16 protein-coding genes and 2 pseudogenes are annotated in these 14876 nt (G+C 71.6%); 6 read left to right on the top strand and 12 right to left on the bottom strand.

Annotated features, from left to right (window positions below):
- The first annotated feature begins 104 nt into the window (after nt 1-104).
- Complete coding sequence (locus OH768_RS32590; protein ID WP_406459513.1) at nt 105-854, top strand: ANTAR domain-containing response regulator; 750 nt, start codon at nt 105-107, stop codon at nt 852-854.
- A 261-nt stretch (nt 855-1115) separates the two neighbouring features.
- Here OH768_RS32590 and OH768_RS32585 read toward each other — a convergent pair whose 3' ends face one another.
- Together OH768_RS32585 and OH768_RS32580 are read right to left on the bottom strand one after the other, a co-directional pair.
- Nucleotides 1116-1799, bottom strand: a complete 684-nt coding sequence (locus tag OH768_RS32585) for a class F sortase (RefSeq protein ID WP_406459512.1) — start codon at nt 1797-1799, stop codon at nt 1116-1118.
- 6 nt (nt 1800-1805) lie between these two features.
- On the bottom strand, nt 1806-2360 hold the full coding sequence (locus tag OH768_RS32580; protein ID WP_406459511.1) for a hypothetical protein: 555 nt from the start codon (nt 2358-2360) through the stop codon (nt 1806-1808).
- 114 nt (nt 2361-2474) lie between these two features.
- Between OH768_RS32580 and OH768_RS32575 the strand changes: the two genes are divergently transcribed.
- Complete coding sequence (locus OH768_RS32575; RefSeq protein WP_200717370.1) at nt 2475-3254, top strand: HAD-IIA family hydrolase; 780 nt, start codon at nt 2475-2477, stop codon at nt 3252-3254.
- Here OH768_RS32575 and OH768_RS32570 read toward each other — a convergent pair.
- From OH768_RS32570 to OH768_RS32555, 4 genes and pseudogenes are all read right to left on the bottom strand, one after another.
- Nucleotides 3200-3709, bottom strand: a pseudogene (locus OH768_RS32570) (HAD family hydrolase); the annotation flags it as partial. The gene OH768_RS32575 and the pseudogene OH768_RS32570 sit on opposite strands and share 55 nt — an antisense overlap.
- Nucleotides 3709-3945: pseudogene (locus OH768_RS32565) on the bottom strand (GntR family transcriptional regulator); the annotation flags it as partial. The pseudogenes OH768_RS32570 and OH768_RS32565, both read right to left, overlap by 1 nt.
- Nucleotides 3946-3988: 43 nt before the next feature.
- The gene (locus OH768_RS32560; protein ID WP_406459510.1) at nt 3989-4762 is read right to left on the bottom strand and encodes a hypothetical protein; all 774 of its coding nucleotides are present in this window, start codon (nt 4760-4762) and stop codon (nt 3989-3991) included.
- Between the two features lie 154 nt (nt 4763-4916).
- Nucleotides 4917-6074 (bottom strand): ROK family protein, encoded by a 1158-nt coding sequence (locus OH768_RS32555; RefSeq protein WP_406459509.1) that lies wholly within the window; start codon nt 6072-6074, stop codon nt 4917-4919.
- A 56-nt stretch (nt 6075-6130) separates the two neighbouring features.
- Here OH768_RS32555 and OH768_RS32550 point away from each other — a divergent pair, with 56 nt between their 5' ends.
- A complete protein-coding gene (locus tag OH768_RS32550) occupies nt 6131-7216 on the top strand; it encodes a Gfo/Idh/MocA family oxidoreductase (RefSeq protein ID WP_406459508.1) in 1086 nt (361 codons plus the stop codon).
- A 17-nt stretch (nt 7217-7233) separates the two neighbouring features.
- Entirely contained in the window at nt 7234-7719 is a 486-nt protein-coding gene (locus OH768_RS32545) for a heme-degrading domain-containing protein (RefSeq protein ID WP_406465539.1), read from the top strand.
- 9 nt (nt 7720-7728) lie between these two features.
- On the opposite strand, the gene OH768_RS32540 is transcribed toward OH768_RS32545, so the two are convergent.
- The 5 genes from OH768_RS32540 to OH768_RS32520 form a co-directional block, all read right to left on the bottom strand.
- Nucleotides 7729-8286 carry a Uma2 family endonuclease gene (locus OH768_RS32540; RefSeq protein ID WP_406459507.1) on the bottom strand — a complete coding sequence of 186 codons (558 nt, stop codon included), beginning with the start codon at nt 8284-8286 and terminating at the stop codon, nt 7729-7731.
- A 24-nt stretch (nt 8287-8310) separates the two neighbouring features.
- The gene (locus OH768_RS32535) at nt 8311-9168 is read right to left on the bottom strand and encodes a fumarylacetoacetate hydrolase family protein (protein WP_406459506.1); all 858 of its coding nucleotides are present in this window, start codon (nt 9166-9168) and stop codon (nt 8311-8313) included.
- Between the two features lie 129 nt (nt 9169-9297).
- Nucleotides 9298-9954 (bottom strand): membrane protein insertase YidC, encoded by a 657-nt coding sequence (gene yidC / locus OH768_RS32530; protein WP_406459505.1) that lies wholly within the window; start codon nt 9952-9954, stop codon nt 9298-9300.
- 71 nt (nt 9955-10025) lie between these two features.
- Complete coding sequence (locus OH768_RS32525; protein WP_406459504.1) at nt 10026-10316, bottom strand: DUF6412 domain-containing protein; 291 nt, start codon at nt 10314-10316, stop codon at nt 10026-10028.
- A gap of 41 nt (nt 10317-10357) precedes the next feature.
- Nucleotides 10358-10885 carry a winged helix-turn-helix transcriptional regulator gene (locus OH768_RS32520; protein ID WP_406459503.1) on the bottom strand — a complete coding sequence of 176 codons (528 nt, stop codon included), beginning with the start codon at nt 10883-10885 and terminating at the stop codon, nt 10358-10360.
- Nucleotides 10886-10953: 68 nt separating this feature from the next.
- Between OH768_RS32520 and OH768_RS32515 the strand changes: the two genes are divergently transcribed.
- The gene (locus OH768_RS32515; protein WP_406459502.1) at nt 10954-12351 is read left to right on the top strand and encodes an MFS transporter; all 1398 of its coding nucleotides are present in this window, start codon (nt 10954-10956) and stop codon (nt 12349-12351) included.
- A 15-nt stretch (nt 12352-12366) separates the two neighbouring features.
- Here the strand turns inward: OH768_RS32515 and OH768_RS32510 are convergent, their stop codons facing one another.
- The gene (locus OH768_RS32510; protein WP_406459501.1) at nt 12367-13146 is read right to left on the bottom strand and encodes a class E sortase; all 780 of its coding nucleotides are present in this window, start codon (nt 13144-13146) and stop codon (nt 12367-12369) included.
- 218 nt (nt 13147-13364) lie between these two features.
- Here OH768_RS32510 and OH768_RS32505 point away from each other — a divergent pair, with 218 nt between their 5' ends.
- Nucleotides 13365-14840 carry a beta-1,6-galactanase gene (locus OH768_RS32505; RefSeq protein WP_406459500.1) on the top strand — a complete coding sequence of 492 codons (1476 nt, stop codon included), beginning with the start codon at nt 13365-13367 and terminating at the stop codon, nt 14838-14840.
- Nucleotides 14841-14876 lie beyond the last annotated feature (36 nt).

Genomic DNA, 14876 nt, shown 5'->3' with positions numbered 1-14876 from the left:
GTGGCGTGCCGCCCACGAGAACGCCCGGGATGTTGTCGGCCGGTTGTTACAGCCCCGCCCTGTTGGGTAGGCGCCCGGCCCAAGGGCAGGGGAAGGTGGCCGTCATGCACCACACGACCCGGGAGGGCCGGCTCGCCGCGGCGCTGGTGGAGGCGGCCGACACCCTCACCGAGACCTTCGACACCGCGGACTATCTGCGCCGGCTGTCCGACCACTGCGTGGAGCTGCTGTCCGCGTGGACGGCCGGGGTGATGCTGATCGACGGCGGGGAGGCCGTGTCGCTGGCCGGGAGCAGCCATCGGGAGGCGGTGGCGCTCGATCTGCTGGCGGCCCAGCACGGTGGCGGGCCCTGTCTGGAGAGCTACGGCTCCGGGCGTGCCGTAGCTCCGGTGTCGATCGGGGTGGCCCATGCCGCCGCCCGCTGGCCGGAGTTCACCGAACGGGCGCTGCGGCACGGCGTCGCGGCGACCTTCGCGGTGCCGGTGCGCCGCCGGGACACACTGCTCGGCGCGCTCAACGTGTTCGTGCCGACGCTGCCCAACGACGAGCCGGACGGCGGCCGTTGGGAGTTGGTGGTGGCACAGGCGTTGGCCGACGCGGCGGGGCTGGGGCTGCAGAACCATCGCGCGTATACCCAATACCGGTCCCTGGCCGGGCAGTTGCAGGAGGCACTGTCGAGCCGGGTACGGATCGAGCAGGCCAAGGGGATGCTCGCGGAGCGCTGGCAGGTCGGCACCGATGAGGCGTTCGTCGCGCTGCGCCGCTACGCGCGGCAGCGCCGGCTGCCGCTGGAGCGGGTCGCGCGGTCGGTGATCGAACGGGGCGTGGACGATGCCGAGTTGAGGGCTCCGTAGCGGCATCGACCACCTGTGCATATGACAGGGAGCTACCGCATCGGGACATGGCGTCATTCACCCTCTAGGCCCGGGCGCTCATTCGTTCTAGAGTCATTCCCAACGGTCCTAGCCCCCGGCCGGTCCACATCCTCCACCACTGGTTTTCCAGACCTCCCGCGCCGTTCGCCGGGTTACTCCCGCAACCCGTGCGCGTGCGGTCGAGGACCAGCCCGGTCGGCGGCTTCAGGGGGGAAGCGGGTCGTCGGCCGGGCTCGGTTGTCACACCCCGGTTCCGGTGAGGTAGGCGGACACGACGACGTTCGCCGTGTAGCTGCGGTCGGCGCGGTCGAAGGTGCCGCCGCAGGTGATGAGGCGCAGCTCGGCGCGGCCCGACTGCCTTGTGCCGTAGGCCTGTTGGGCGTCGAAGTGGGCGCGGGTCAGCACCCGTACGTCGTCGACGGTGAAGTCGGCGACCTTGCCGTCGTCGCGGACGACCCGGATGACGCGGCCCGGGCGCAGCGTGCTGAGCTTGTAGAAGACGGCGGGCCGGGTCTCGGTGTCGACGTGCCCGACCATCAGCGCGGTGCCGGCGGCCCCCGGCCGCACCCCGCCGCCGTACCAGCCGACCACACCGGCCTGGTCGAACGGCGGTGGGTCGACCGCGCCCTGCGCGTCGAGGCCGCGGGTCACGACGGGCGCCTGTACGGCGAGGTCGGGGATGTCGATGCGCTGCGGCAGGGCATTGCCCAACGGCTTTGCGGCGGGCGGGAGTTCGGCCTCGGCGGGGCGGCCGACCGCGGCCACGTCGCCGGTGGTCGGCGCGGATATGCCCTGCCGTATGTCGGTCAGGTCCTGGCCCCACAGCCACAGGCCGAGCAGCAGCATGGCCCAGGCCACGCCGGTCAGCAGCCGTCCGGTGCCGGTGGAGCGCTCGTGCTCGGCGGGCCGGTCGTGATCGAACATGGCCGGTCAGTCTGTCCGGCTGGGCCTACGGCTCCGGCGGGCGCTGCGCAGCGCCACGGCCGTCGCGGCAACACCGGCCAGCAACAGCCCGACCACCGCGTGCACGGTACCGGGACCGGCCGCGCGGGCGTCCGTGGCGGAGAGGTGCGCGGTACCGCCACCGCCCGCGTGGACGGGGGCGGCGGGGGAGGCGGGGGAGGCGGGGGGCGGGGAGGAGGGGGATCCGGATTCATTCGCTACGACCTTGATCGCGCCCTTCACCGTCACGCTGCCGCAGGTGATCTTCACGTCGTAGCTGCCCGGTTCCAGCGAGGAGCGGACCTGGGTCTCGCCGGCGAGGGTGCCGGCCGTGCCGACGAGTTTCGCGTCGGCGACGAACGCGTCCGACACCGCCGAGCCCGTCGTACCGGAGCAGCCGCTGATCCTGAGCGCTACGTCGGCGCCGGGGGCGGGGGACGCGGGGGTCACGGAGACAGTGCCTCCGTCCGCCGCGTACGCCGTCGGGGTGAGCGCCGCGAGGACCGCCGCGCCCGCACAGAGAGTGACTTTCAGTGAGCCCATCGTGAACCTCCAGATAACTGGAGACTCCTCCTCGTCACCCGGTCGCGCATCCCTGGCGGGGCCCGATTGCTCCGTATGGGGGAGGTGGAAGCGGAAGTGAATAGCATGGTCACCATGACAGAGCGCAAGCCCATCGAATCGTGGCTCACCGACATGGACGGGGTGCTGATGCACGAGGGCGTCCCGGTGCCCGGCGCGGACGCGTTCATCAAGAAGCTGCGGGAGACCGGGCGTCCGTTCCTGGTCCTCACCAACAACTCGATCTACACCGCGCGCGACCTGCACGCCCGGCTGAACCGGATCGGTCTGGAGGTGCCGGTGGAGAACATCTGGACCTCGGCCCTGGCCACCGCCGCGTTCCTGGACAACCAGCACCCCGGCGGCACCGCCTACGTCATCGGCGAGGCCGGACTGACGACGGCGCTGCACGACGCCGGTTACGTGCTGACCGACTCGGACCCCGACTTCGTGATCCTGGGCGAGACGCGGACCTACTCCTTCGAAGCGCTGACCAAGGCGATCCGGCTGATCAACGACGGGGCCCGGTTCATCGCCACCAACCCCGACAACACCGGCCCCTCCCCCGAGGGCGCCCTCCCCGCGACCGGCTCGGTCGCCGCGCTGATCACCAAGGCCACCGGCAAGGAGCCGTACTTCGTCGGCAAGCCGAACCCCCTGATGATGCGCAGCGCGCTGAACACCATCGGCGCGCACTCGGAGACCAGCGCCATGATCGGCGACCGCATGGACACCGATGTGCTGGCCGGGCTGGAAGCCGGTATGACGACTTTCCTGGTGCTGACCGGTCTGACGACCAGGGCCGACCTCGACCGCTACCCCTACCGCCCCACGAAGGTCGTGGACTCCATCGCGGACATCGTCGACCTGGTCTGATTCCCGGGCGTCAACTCCGCCAGCAGCGCGGGCAGTTCGGCGACCGAGCCGAGGACGTGCGTCGCGCCCGCCCCGCTCAGCGCGTCGCGCCGGTGTGCCCCGGTGAGCACACCGGCGACCATGCCTGCGCCGGCGCGGACGCCGCTGAGCATGTCGTACGAGGTGTCGCCGACGACGGCCGTCTGTCCTACGGCGTCCGCGGCGCCCGTCCGCAGGAACGCGGTGAGGACCATGTCCGGGTACGGGCGTCCCCGGCCGCCGGCGTCGGCGGGGCACAGCGTGAGGTGCGCGAGGTCCTGCCAGCCGAGGGCGGCCAGGATCGCGTCCTGGGTGGTGCGGGCGAAGCCGGTCGTCAACACCACTGTGCGGCCTTGGGACTTGAGGGTCTCGATGGTCTCGCGGGCGCCGGGGAGGGCGGTGACCCGGCCGCCGTCGACGAGGTCGGCGTAGGCCGCTGCCGGCGCAGCCTGCCCTCCAGGACGAGTTCGCGCAGCGCCTGCCGGACGGTCTCGCGGGCGACCTCGTACCGCTCGGTGAGGTCGCGCTCGGTGGGGATCACCGCGCCCTCCCTCAACTCGTCGACGAGCGCGGCGATTTGGGCTTTCACCGCGTAGTACTTGGGGATGCGGCCGTGCTCCGGGATGCCGGAGCGGACGGGGGCGCCGGGGGCCTGGTCGTTCGGGTAGTCCACGCGGAGATGTTCGCGGAGATGTTCGCAGAGACGGCGTCCCGCGTTATCGGCGCCTGCGGGCCAGCAGCAGGGCGCCGGCGGTGACGAGGAGGACGGACGTGGCGGCGAGGACGAGGTAGGCGGGGCCGATTCCGGTGCGGGCGAGTTCGTCGGCGAACGAGAGGTCCTCGGCGGGCGGGGTCGTGGCGGAGGGAGCCGTTGTGGCGGGGGTGGGCGTGCTGGATTCCGGGGACGACTCGACGTCGAAGCGGTAGTCGTTCGACTGGCCGACCCAGTCCCCGTCGTCGGCATGGCGTTGTACGACGGCCGCGTTGGCGGTGATCTCGTTCGGTCCGGTGCCGGGGGCAAGCGCGAGGCGCACCTTGACCGTGAGGGTCTTGCCGGGGTCGACGGTGAAGCCCGGGAAGCCGTCGTCGAAGGCGCCGACGAGTTCGGCCTTCTCGGTCGTGGCGAAGCGGACGGGGTGCGGGCGCGGGCCGGCGCCGTCGTAGAAGTCGAGTCTGGGCTGTGAGGGCTTCAGGGCGCGCTGCTGGTCGACGAGGACGACGACGGGGTGGATCGCGGTGCAGCGGCGGGCGGTGGTGTTGGTGAGGTCGAGATACCAGGTGCCGTAGCCGCCGCCGGCCTCGTAGGTGTTGGGGCCGTCGTGGATGCGGGTGGTGAGGGGGAAGGCGCGGGAGTCGGGGGCGGCGCAGCTGGGGGTGGTGTCGGCGGCGTGGCCCGGTGGGGCGGCGGTGACGAGGAGGGGGGCGGCTGCGGCGAGGCAGAGGGACAGGGGTGTGCGCAGCGGGGTGCGCGTTCTCAGGGGCAATCGCATAAGCACATGAGCGTGCCGGAGATGGGGGCCGATGGAGGGTGACGCGGCCGTCGGTGTGCCTCGAACGGGCGCGGCGGGACCCCTGTTCGGCGGAAGTGTCACAGTCCTCGGAGAAAGTGACACACTTTTCAGAACACCTCCCCCGCCGGACGGCCTACCCGTCCGCCCGCCCGAACAACGGTCCGAGCAGCAGCTGCGCGGCCCCCTCCGCCACACCCCTCGCCCCGCCGGCGGCGACCCGCACCGGTACGGCGGCCTCGCCCGCGCCCTCGCGCCGGGCGCGTTCACCGAGGACGGCGGCGACTCCGCGCACGAAGGGCTCCGGGTCGGCGGCGACGGTACGGCCGCCCAGCAGCACGAGGTCGATGTCGAGCAGGCCCACGAGGTTCGCGGCGCCCGCACCGAGCACCCGCGCCGCCTCATCCACATCCCCGCGCGCTACGGCGGCCAGGCACAGGGCCTCGATGCAGCCCCGGTTCCCGCAGTCGCAGGGCGGCCCGTCCAGCTGGATGACCTGGTGCCCGAACTCCCCGGCCCCGGTCCGCGCCCCCCGGTGCACACCCCCGCCGATCACCAGCCCGGCGCCGAGTCCCGTACCGAGATGCAGATAGGCGAAGGCCCCGCCCTCCCCGCCGACGGCCAGCCCGAGCGCGGCGGCGTTCGTGTCCTTGTCGACGACGACCGGCACCCCGAGCCGCCGCCCGAGCGCGTCCCGCAGCGGAAACCCGTCCCACTCTGGAAATCCGGTGACGCGATGCAGCACACCGTGGATGTGGTCGAGCGGCCCGGGCAGGGCCACGCCCACACCGAGCAGATGACCGTCGGACGCGAGGCGCGCGGAACCTCCGACCACCTCCCCCACCAGCCCCTCGACCTCCCGGGCCACCGCCTCCACGACCACCGCGGCACCCGCCCCCAGGTCCAGCGGGGCGCTCCGCTCTCCGACCACCGTCCCGGTGAGATCGACGAGGACGACCCGCAGTTCGTCCCGGTCCAGATGCACGCCGACCGCGTGGCCGGCCTCCGGGACCAGGCGCAGTACCGTGCGCGGTTTGCCGCCGGTGGAGGCGCGGCGGCCGGCCTCCGTGACAAGTCCGGGCTCCCGCAGCCGGGCCGTGATCTTGCTGACTGCCTGGGGGGTGAGCCCGGTGCGGTCGGCGAGTTCGAGACGGCTGATCCCGTCCGGTCCCGCGGTCCGCAGCAGGTCGAGCACCAGCGCGGTGTTGTGGCTGCGCACGGCGAGCAGATTCGCACCCACCGCACCCGCACCCGCCGTAGTTCCGGCTCCACTCCCGCTCCGCGCACTGTTCACTCCCCCATTCTCCCCACCACTTGCACTTTGGCAACAGCGTTGCGAAAGTGGAGGGCATGACTGGACGCACCACTCGCACACCCCTCCGCGTCGGCCTCGTCGGCTACGGCCTCGCGGGCTCCGTCTTCCACGCCCCGCTGATCGCCGCCGCCGAGGGCCTCGCCCTCGACACGGTCGTCACCTCGAACCCGGAGCGGCAGGACCAGGCCCGCGCCGAGTTCCCCGACATCCGCATCGCCGCGTCCCCGGACGAACTCCTGGACCGCGCCGCCGAGTTGGACCTGATCGTCGTCGCGTCCCCGAACAAGACGCACGTGGCGCTCGCGACGGCGGCCCTGAAGGCCGGTCTGCCGGTCGTCGTGGACAAGCCGATCGCAGGCACCGCCGCCGAGGCCCGTGAGCTGGCGGCCCTCGCCGAGCAGCACGGCCTGCTCCTCTCCGTCTTCCAGAACCGCCGCTGGGACAACGACTTCCTGACCCTCCGCAAGCTCCTGGCCGAGGGCGAGCTGGGCGACGTATGGCGCTTCGAGTCCCGTTTCGAGCGCTGGCGCCCGCAGCCCAAGGGCGGCTGGCGCGAGTCCGGCGATCCGGCAGAGATCGGAGGTCTCCTCTACGACCTCGGCAGCCATGTCGTCGACCAGGCGCTGACCCTCTTCGGGCCCGTGACCTCCGTGTACGCCGAGTCGGACATCCGCCGCCCGGGTGCGGAGACGGACGACGACACGTTCATCGCGCTGACCCATGCGAACGGCGTCCGCTCGCACCTCTACGTCTCCGCGACCACCGCCCAACTCGGCCCGCGTTTCCGCGTGTTGGGCTCCACGGCGGGCTACGTCAAGTACGGCCTCGACCCCCAGGAGGCGGACCTGCGGGACGGAAAGCGCCCCGTCGCGACGGACGGCTGGGGCGAGGAGCCCGAGTCCCTCTACGGCCGGGTCGGTTCGGGCGAGTCCCCGCTCACCGGAGGCGGCCGCCCCGAACCCACCCTCCCCGGTGACTACCCCGCGTACTACGCGGCCGTCGCCGCCGCCCTCCACGACGGCGCCCCCAACCCGGTGACCGCCCTGGAGGCGGCTGCCGCCCTCGACGTACTGGAAGCCGCGCGCCGCAGCGCCCGCGACGGAGTGACGGTGACCCTGTGACCCAGCACAAGCCCGCGATGACCCAGCGGATCGCCCCCGAGATCACCCCGACGGTGGAGGAACTCGAAGCACAGGAACGCCGGTTGGTGTTCCAGCACTTCACCCACGACGACGCGTGGGCGCTGGGTTCCCTCCTCGTGGAACTCGCCCGCGAGAGCCAGGCCCCGGTCGCCATCGACATCCGCCGCGCCGGCCAGCAGCTCTTCCACGCGGCGCTGCCGGGCTCGACCCCCGACAACGACGCGTGGATCGACCGCAAGCGCAGGGTGGTCGAGCGCTTCGGCGCCGCCTCCTACCTGGTCGGCACCCGCTTCCGCGCCAAGGGCAGCACCTTCGAGGACTCCTCCCGCCTCGACCCCGACGAGTACGCGGCCCACGGCGGCTCGTTCCCGATCAGGGTCGAGGGCGTGGGCGTCATCGGCACGGTGACGGTGAGCGGCCTGCCCCAGCTGCAGGACCACCGGTTCGTGGTGGCGGCGCTGGAGCAGTTCCTGGACGAGTGACAGGGAGCGTCAGGCCAGGTCGGAGGTGTCCAGGTCGAACCCGAAGGGCTCGGGCAGCCCGAGCTTCGCGCCGAAGACCGCCGTCTGCGAGTGCTGGTATCGACCGCCCTCGGGCTCCCAGTGCACGACCACCTCGCCACGGTGCCGGTCGACGAGCAGATACACCGGCAGTGCGGCCTGGGCGTAGGCGTCCCGCTTCTCGATGCGGTCGGCGTCCGCGTCCTTCTCGCTGCCCGGCGTCACCTCGACGACCATCAAGACGGCCGAGGCATCCGCCCAGGACGGCTGCCCCCGGAAGTTCCCGAGCGGGGCGACCGCACCATCGACGCGAGCCCGCCCGGCGCGACAGGCGGGAATGGCCAGCCCTCGCTCCTGGTACATGCGCAGCCCGGGATCGTGCGCCCGCACCTGGTCTCCGACGGACATGACATTCTCGTCATGGTCGCCGTCCGGCGCCGGAGTCACCATGACCCTCCCGTTGATCAGCTCGACGTGGAGGCTCTCTGGCGCCGCGGCGTCGAGCGCTTCGAACTCCTCAAGCGTCACTTCGGTCTGCGCAACGGTCATGGTGCCCTCTTTCTCCACACCGGCCTACGCGTCCTTCAGCTCCTGCCGCTGACGCCCCAACCCGGCAATCTCCAGCTCAACCACATCCCCAGCCCTAAGAAACGGCTTCGGCTCGGGCTGCCCGAGAGCAACCCCCGCCGGCGTACCGGTATTGATGACATCACCCGGGTACAGGGTCATGAACTGGCTCACGTAGCGCACCACTTCGGCGACCGGGAAGATCTGCTCGGCGGTGGTGCCGTCCTGCTTCAGCTCCCCGTTGACCCACAACTTCAGCGAGAGCGCCTGCGGATCCGGCACCTCGTCGGACGTCACCAGCCACGGCCCCAGCGGATTGAACGTCTCGCAGTTCTTCCCCTTGTCCCACGTCCCGCCCCGCTCGATCTGGAACTCCCGCTCGGACACGTCGTGCGCGACCGCGTACCCCGCGACATGCGCGAGCGCCTCCTCGTGGGAGTCCAGATAGCGGGCCGTACGGCCGATGACGACGGCGAGTTCGACCTCCCAGTCGGTCTTCACCGACTTGCGCGGGACGAGCACGGTGTCGTAGGGCCCGACGACCGTGTCCGCCGCCTTGAAGAAGACGACCGGCTCGGCGGGCGGCTCGGCGCCGGTCTCGCGGGCGTGGTCGTGGTAGTTCAGCCCGATGCACACGACCTTGCCGATCCGCGCCAGCGGCGGCCCGACCCGCAGCCCGTCGGCGTCCAGCGCGGGCAGCGACCCCGCGTCGGCCGCCGCACGGATCCGGCCGAGCGCGGCGCTGTCGGCGAGCAGCGGCCCGTCGATGTCCGGGACGATGCCGGACAGGTCCCGCAGGATCCCCTCGGCGTCGAGCAGCGCGGGCCGCTCCGCCCCTGCCGTACCGACTCGCAGCAGCTTCATCTTCACCATCTCCATCGATCGCGCGGGCCGTCGACCGATGGGTGCAGCCATCGGAGGACTGGTCGATCCTCCAAGCTCAAGGTCCAGTCCGCAATACCCGGTTCACGGAATGGACCGTAACCGCGCCGCTCAGCTGTACAGCAGGGCCCGCTCGACCGCGCTCCAGGCCGCGCTGGTCACCACGTACAGGGCGACGGCGAGCGGCACCACGGCCACGGTGACAAGGGTGAGGAAGGACATGAACGGCAGCACCCGGCCGACGGCACCGGCGTCGACGACCGTCCGCCGGGCACGGACGTAGCTGAAACCAGCGACCACGGCGACGCCGAGGAACAGGCCGACGTACACGAGCCCCGCCGGCCCGAACACCCCGCCCCCGGCGAGCGCGTCGGCCCACCGTCCGCCGAGCGGCGCGGCGAACAGCCGGTGGGTGAGCAGTCCGTCGCCCCCGCCGGAGAACAGCCGGTAGAGGAGGAAGAACGCGGGGAGTTGCAACAGGCTCGGCAGCAGCCCGGACAGCGGTGACACCTTCGCGTCGGCGTGCAACTCCAGTACGGCCGCCCGCAGTTTCTCCGGCTGCCTCGCGTACCTCTTCCGCAACTCGGCGACCTGCGGCCGGAGTCGGGCCCGCGCCCGCTGTCCGCGCGCCGCGGCCCGGGAGAGGGGATGGACGAGGAGTCGTACGAGCGCGGTGAACAGGACGATCGCGGCGGCGACCGCGGACGGGCCGAACAACGGGTGGAGCAAGTCGGCGAGTTGGCCGACCAGATGGGTGAGAACGGACATGGGTGAGCCCTCCGTGGGTCTCGTCGTGCCGGAGTGGGGCATGGCGATGTGACGACCCGCGCGGGAACGCGTTACGCGGTGGTCGTCCGGAGGGTGCTTCCTGGGGCCCGGGGCCGGGGGCGGCCCGAGGCGTCGGGGTCGCGCTGGGGCAGGAACGCCGTACGGCGGGCCCGGTCGCGGATGGCCGTACGCACCCGGGTGGGCGGTACGGCGGGCGCGCTGCGCGCGGCGAGGAGGGCGCAGACGGTGAGGGCGGCGCCGGTCGCGGCGAGCGCGACGACGGCCGGGAGGCTGCCCGTGTCGGCCAGCATCAGCGGGAGCAGCAGTACGAGGAGCAGTACGGCGGCGCGATCGCGGACCATCGACCGTCTCCTCCCCTCAACTGCCGTGCGCGTACCGTCCGTTATACCTGATCGGACTCGATCGGCTGGAGCAGTCGCCGCGGCTTGAGGAGGGCGCGGCTGACCGGGTCCGCCGGGTTCGGGTCGAGTCCGGGGCCCGGGTCCAGGAGGACGTCGCCGACGGGGACGACGAGCGCGCAGCTCGGGCACTCGCCGTACCAGCCGAGTTCGGTGCCGCAGTCCGCGTGCCGGAAGTAGCGCAGCTGGGGTTCGTCGAACTGCTCGCGGCCCCAGCGGCCGAGCGAGCGGAGCGTCGGCCACAGGGCGAGCGCGCGGTCCGTGGGGAGGTACTCGTCGCGCGGCGGCGACTCCTGGTAGCGGCGCTTTTCGAGGATGCCCTCGGCGGTGAGCGCCTGGAGGCGGGCGGCGAGCACCGCGCGCGGGATGCCGAGGTGGACGAGGAAGTCGTTGTAGCGCCGTACGCCGTAGAGGGCGTCGCGGATGACGAGCAGCGTCCAGCGCTCGCCGACCACTTCCAGTGCCCGGGCGATCGAGCACTCCTGCGTCGCGTAGTCCTTGCCCAGTGCCATGCCGACCACCTTAGCCATTTTCCGACTCAAGGTTCAATGAACGAACCCACAGTGCTACGGTACTCCGCATGACTAGGTTCAGTGAACGAACCCTCTCCCCGGTTTCCGAAAAGCCCGAGGTCACCGAGGTCGAAGCGCCCCGCCCCCGTGCCACCCTCGCCCTGACCAGCGCGGCCACCGCCGTGGCGCTGATGACATACACCGCGCCGATGGTCACCCTCCCCGACATCGCCGCCGCCCTGCACACCCCGCTCTCCGCCCAGGCCTGGCTGCTGAACGGCACCCCGCTGGGCCTCGCCGCGCTGCTCCTGGTCGCCGGCAGCCTCGCCGACGACTACGGCCGCCGCCGGATCTTCCTGGCCGGCACCTTCGCGCTCGGCATCACCACCGCGCTCTCCGCGCTCACCTCCTCGACCCTGCTGTTCACCCTGACCCGTATCGCGCAGGGCGCGTCCAGCGCGGCACTCCTCGCCAGCAGCCTGGGCCTGATCGTCCACGCCTTCCCGACCCCGCGCGGCCGACTGCACGCGACCGGCGTGTGGGGCGCGTTCGTCAGCGGCGGCATAGCGGTCGGCCCACTGGTGGCCGGCGCGATGCCCGACTGGCGGGTGGCCTACGGCGTCCTCGGCGCCGCCGCCCTCGTCGTGGCCGCGCTCGGCGTCCGTACGCTGTCCGAGTCCCGCGCGCCACGGGGCGGACGCCCCGACCTGGCCGGAGCGGTCACCTTCGGCCTGGCCCTGGTCGCCCTCGTGGCCGCACTCACCCTCGGCCGCGACGGCTGGCTGCGCGCGCCGGTGGGCCTGCTGTTGCTGGCGGCCGTACTGCTCGTCGGCGTCTTCGCACTCGTCGAACGCCGGGGTAGGACCCCGATGATCGACCTGGGCCTGCTGCGCCACCGCCCCTTCCTGGCCTCCTCGGCGGGCGGCCTGTTCACGGGCTTCGCGGTGATCGGCCTGTTCAGCTTCCTGCCGGCGCTGCTCCAGCAGACGCTGGGCCTGTCGGCGATGGACACGGCGTGGCTGTTCCTCCTCTGGTCGGGCCTGTCCTTCACGGTCGCCCTCCAGGCCCGCCGCCTCGCCGGCCGCGTCTCCTCCCGCCACCAACTCGCCCTGGGTTTCCTGCTCCACGCGGCCGGCGTCCTGACCATGCTCGGCGCACTCGACTCGGGTTCCTGGACCCGGCTCCTGCCGGGCCTGGTGATCGCCGGGGTGGGCAGCGGCCTGCTGAACGCCGCGTTGCCCCTGCTCTCCGTCGAGTCCGTACCGGCCGCCCGGGCCGCGATGGGCTCCGGCGCACAGCAGACCTTCCGCTACATCGGCTCCTGCGCGGGCGTCGCGCTGACGATCGCGATCGCCACGTCGGCGGGCAGCGGTCTCGCCCGCGGCGCGGACATCGCGATGGTGGTGTCGGCGGCACTCGCGGTCCTGGCGGCGGGGAGTGTGGTGGGGCTGCGGGAGCGGGCGTGAGCCCTCATCGGCCCCTCACCGCGGTCGCGTGAACGTGAGCGTGCCCCACACCACCATGCGGTACCGGGAGGTGAACTCCGGGGTGCAGGTGGTGAGGGTGATGTAGTGGCCCGGGGCGCTGTAGCCGTAGGACGGCTTGGCGGTCGAGCGCGGGATCTGCCGGATGACGCCGGAGTCGGCGGCGGAGGTCCGCGGCAGGATCTTGTCGACCGTGTAGGTGTAGGTGGCCGTGCTCGTCTCGACCTGGACGGTGTCCTTGAGCCGCAGTCGAGGGAGATACCGGAAGGGTTCGCCGTGGGTGTTGCGGTGCCCGGCGAGCGCGAAGTTCCCTGCCTGACCCGGCTGTTGGGTGCCGGGGTAGTGGCCGACGTACCCCTTGTTGAGCACGTTCCGCTTGCTGACGCCCTCCGCGATCGGGACGCGGAGGTGGAGGCGGGGGATGGTGAGGATGGCGTAGGCCTGGGAGGGATGGGGGGTGGTGGACCCTCCGGATCCGCTGGCGGTGGTGGTGGTCCGGTGCGGTGAACTGCCGTCGGCGGCCTCCGTGTTGGCCGGTGTCGATGGCGATGTCGATGATGGCGATGTCGGCGTCTGTGTCCCCCATTGCCGTTCCAGCGCCTGCACTTGACGCTCCGCGCCCTGGCGGGCCTCCCGGTTGGTCCACCACAGCTGCTGGACGACGAGCAGGAGCAGGACGACCCCGGCGGTGACGAGCAACTCGCCGCCGGTCCACAGGGCGCGTCGGCGCAGCGCACGGCGTCGACGACTGTGCTGCTGCACGACGGGGACCCGCATGGGCGGCACGATAAAGGCGGGCTCCTGAACTCGCCAGAGCCATGGCTCCCGTTGGCGTGTGAACATCGCCGTTCGATCCTTCGTACACGGGTTTTAGAAAGGGGTGTCACAACCCTCGACAACCCCACGCACCACACCCGATGCTTCCTGGTGGCACGAGCCGGGGGGATGGCCGACGCCGGTGGGACGACCGGCGGTTGAGCGAATCGGGAGAAGAAATGATCCGACGCAGAACCCTGCTGGCCGCGGCGGGTGGTGGCCTCCTCGGCACCGCCCTGGCGACCGGTACCGCACGCGCCGACGCGACGATCGCGGTCAACCCGGCGACGAAGTACGGCACTTGGGAGGGCTGGGGCACCTCGCTGGCCTGGTGGGCCAACGTCTTCGGCGCCCGGGACGACTTCGCCGACATCTTCTTCACCACCAAGTCGACGACCTACAACGGCACTTCGCTCCCCGGCCTGGGCCTGAACATCGCCCGCTACAACCTCGGCGCGTGCAGCTGGAACACGGTGAGCGGCGAGTCGATGGTCGCCTCCGCCAACATCCCCGCGTTCAAGCAGATCGAGGGCTACTGGCAGGACTGGAACAACGAGGACCCCACGTCCTCGGCGTGGAAGTGGACGGCGGACGCGACCCAGCGCGCGATGCTGGTGAAGGCGACGGCACGCGGCGCGACCACCGAGCTCTTCGCCAACTCCCCCATGTGGTGGATGTGTCTGAACCACAACCCGTCGGGCGCCTCGGGCGGCGGCAACAACCTCCAGTCCTGGAACTACCGCCAGCACGCCTCCCACCTGGCGGCCGTGGCCCTGTACGCGAAGAACAACTGGGGCGTGAACTTCGCGACGGTCGAAGCCTTCAACGAGCCCTCGTCGAGCTGGTGGACGGCGACCGGCACACAGGAGGGCTGCCACATGGACTCGACGGTCCAGGCGGCCGTACTGCCGTATGTCAGAAGCGAGTTGGACAGCCGCGGCCTGACAAGCACGAAGATCTCGGCGTCCGACGAGACGAGCTACGACCTGGCGCGGACGACGTGGAGCGCCTTCAGCTCGACGACGAAGGGGTACGTGAACCGCGTCAACGTCCACGGCTACCAGGGCTCGGGCGGCCGTAGAGACCTGCTCTACACGGACGTGGTGACCACGTCGGGCAAGGCCCTCTGGAACTCCGAGACGGGCGACAGCGACGCCACCGGCCTGACCATGGCGAGCAACCTGCTCTACGACTTCCGCTGGCTGCACCCCACGGCGTGGACGTACTGGCAGGTCATGGACCCGTCGTCCGGCTGGGCGATGATCGCGTACGACCAGAGCACACTCACGGCCGGCGCGGTACAGACGAAGTACTACGTGATGGCCCAGTTCAGCCGCCACATCCGCCCCGGCATGACGATCCTCGACACGGGCGTGAGCTACGCGGCGGCGGGCTACGACGCGAGCGCGAAGCGCCTGGTGATTGTCGCGGCGAACACGGGCTCCTCCTCGACGACCCTGACCTTCGACCTCTCCAAGTTCACGACGGTGGCGGGCGGTACGAGCGGTCTGGTCCCGCGCTGGAACACGGTGACGGGCGGCGGGGGCGACTTGTACACCTCCCACTCGGACACGTATCTGAGCGGGAAGACGGTGAGCGCGACCTTCGCGGCCGGGGCGGTGCAGACGTTGCAGATCGACGGGGTGGTGATCTGAGGAGTGGTGATCTGCCCGCGGAACCCGACCTCCGTT

Source organism: Streptomyces sp. NBC_01622 (assembly GCF_045209635.1).
In the GTDB taxonomy this organism is placed as follows: Bacteria; Actinomycetota; Actinomycetes; order Streptomycetales; family Streptomycetaceae; genus Streptomyces.
This window is presented reverse-complemented; position numbering and strand designations above follow the sequence as displayed.

What these genes read in the sequence shown, in the direction of transcription:
- OH768_RS32590 (WP_406459513.1), top strand. Translation starts at nt 105, where the DNA reads ATGCACCACACGACCCGGGAGGGCCGGCTCGCCGCGGCGCTGGTGGAG.
- OH768_RS32585 (WP_406459512.1), bottom strand. Translation starts at nt 1,799, where the DNA reads ATGTTCGATCACGACCGGCCCGCCGAGCACGAGCGCTCCACCGGCACC.
- OH768_RS32580 (WP_406459511.1), bottom strand. Translation starts at nt 2,360, where the DNA reads ATGGGCTCACTGAAAGTCACTCTCTGTGCGGGCGCGGCGGTCCTCGCG.
- OH768_RS32575 (WP_200717370.1), top strand. Translation starts at nt 2,475, where the DNA reads ATGACAGAGCGCAAGCCCATCGAATCGTGGCTCACCGACATGGACGGG.
- OH768_RS32560 (WP_406459510.1), bottom strand. Translation starts at nt 4,762, where the DNA reads ATGCGATTGCCCCTGAGAACGCGCACCCCGCTGCGCACACCCCTGTCC.
- OH768_RS32550 (WP_406459508.1), top strand. Translation starts at nt 6,131, where the DNA reads ATGACTGGACGCACCACTCGCACACCCCTCCGCGTCGGCCTCGTCGGC.
- OH768_RS32545 (WP_406465539.1), top strand. Translation starts at nt 7,234, where the DNA reads ATGACCCAGCGGATCGCCCCCGAGATCACCCCGACGGTGGAGGAACTC.
- OH768_RS32540 (WP_406459507.1), bottom strand. Translation starts at nt 8,286, where the DNA reads ATGACCGTTGCGCAGACCGAAGTGACGCTTGAGGAGTTCGAAGCGCTC.
- OH768_RS32535 (WP_406459506.1), bottom strand. Translation starts at nt 9,168, where the DNA reads ATGAAGCTGCTGCGAGTCGGTACGGCAGGGGCGGAGCGGCCCGCGCTG.
- yidC (WP_406459505.1), bottom strand. Translation starts at nt 9,954, where the DNA reads ATGTCCGTTCTCACCCATCTGGTCGGCCAACTCGCCGACTTGCTCCAC.
- OH768_RS32525 (WP_406459504.1), bottom strand. Translation starts at nt 10,316, where the DNA reads ATGGTCCGCGATCGCGCCGCCGTACTGCTCCTCGTACTGCTGCTCCCG.
- OH768_RS32520 (WP_406459503.1), bottom strand. Translation starts at nt 10,885, where the DNA reads ATGGCACTGGGCAAGGACTACGCGACGCAGGAGTGCTCGATCGCCCGG.
- OH768_RS32515 (WP_406459502.1), top strand. Translation starts at nt 10,954, where the DNA reads ATGACTAGGTTCAGTGAACGAACCCTCTCCCCGGTTTCCGAAAAGCCC.
- OH768_RS32510 (WP_406459501.1), bottom strand. Translation starts at nt 13,146, where the DNA reads ATGCGGGTCCCCGTCGTGCAGCAGCACAGTCGTCGACGCCGTGCGCTG.
- OH768_RS32505 (WP_406459500.1), top strand. Translation starts at nt 13,365, where the DNA reads ATGATCCGACGCAGAACCCTGCTGGCCGCGGCGGGTGGTGGCCTCCTC.